1 protein-coding gene is annotated in these 651 nt (G+C 45.5%); it reads right to left on the bottom strand.

Features of this window, described 5'->3' with window-relative positions; translation table 11 throughout:
* Window positions 1–58: 58 nt before the first annotated feature.
* On the bottom strand, window positions 59–651 hold a 593-nt coding region (locus tag A3735_RS31225; RefSeq protein WP_068638624.1), incomplete at its 5' end, for an SGNH/GDSL hydrolase family protein.

The following is a 651-nucleotide window of genomic DNA, read 5'->3' as shown; positions in this document are numbered from 1 at the left end:
CTTTAGACATTTCGAGAAAGCGGCGATCCCTGCCGCTCCAAAACTTACTACTCTGTTTTTATAGCAAAGGCTGAAGTACTGGCCAGATCTGTGCTGAAAGGTTATGAGATCCTTCCACGGTCGGATGAATATCATCACTTTCCACCTGAGAAGCAGGTACCGTTCCACGCGGATCTACAAAATGACAATTCGCATTACTCGACACGTCACAAGCATAACCCAGCAAGTCATCTCCATAATTCAATGCTTGAGTTAGATTCGCATTACCTCTAGGTAGCTCGTAATAGCCGAGCCATACAACATTATCGACGCCATCTGCATCCATTTGGTTTAGCAAGTTAACCGCGTTAACATACTGATCTTCAACTAAGCCACGGCAGCTGCTAGAAATGTTCCAGCGATACCACTTAGTACGGCAACCATAAGGGTCGAATAAAGTTGCCGGTATCAAGATATCATTACCGCCGCCATCCATGACAATCGTAGAAATATTCGCATCCGTTGCTTTCGCATCTTGGTACTGTTTGTCTACAGGTGTTGCTAATGAGCCACCCGATAACTCAGCGCCACTTTGCGTATAGTTTCGGAAAGTGGTAGCGGCATTCGCTTGAAGGTCCTCCTCAATTACACCATTCAAGTCGAATATCGAAT

The sequence above is a fragment of the Oleiphilus sp. HI0061 genome (assembly GCF_001635675.1).
This window is presented reverse-complemented; position numbering and strand designations above follow the sequence as displayed.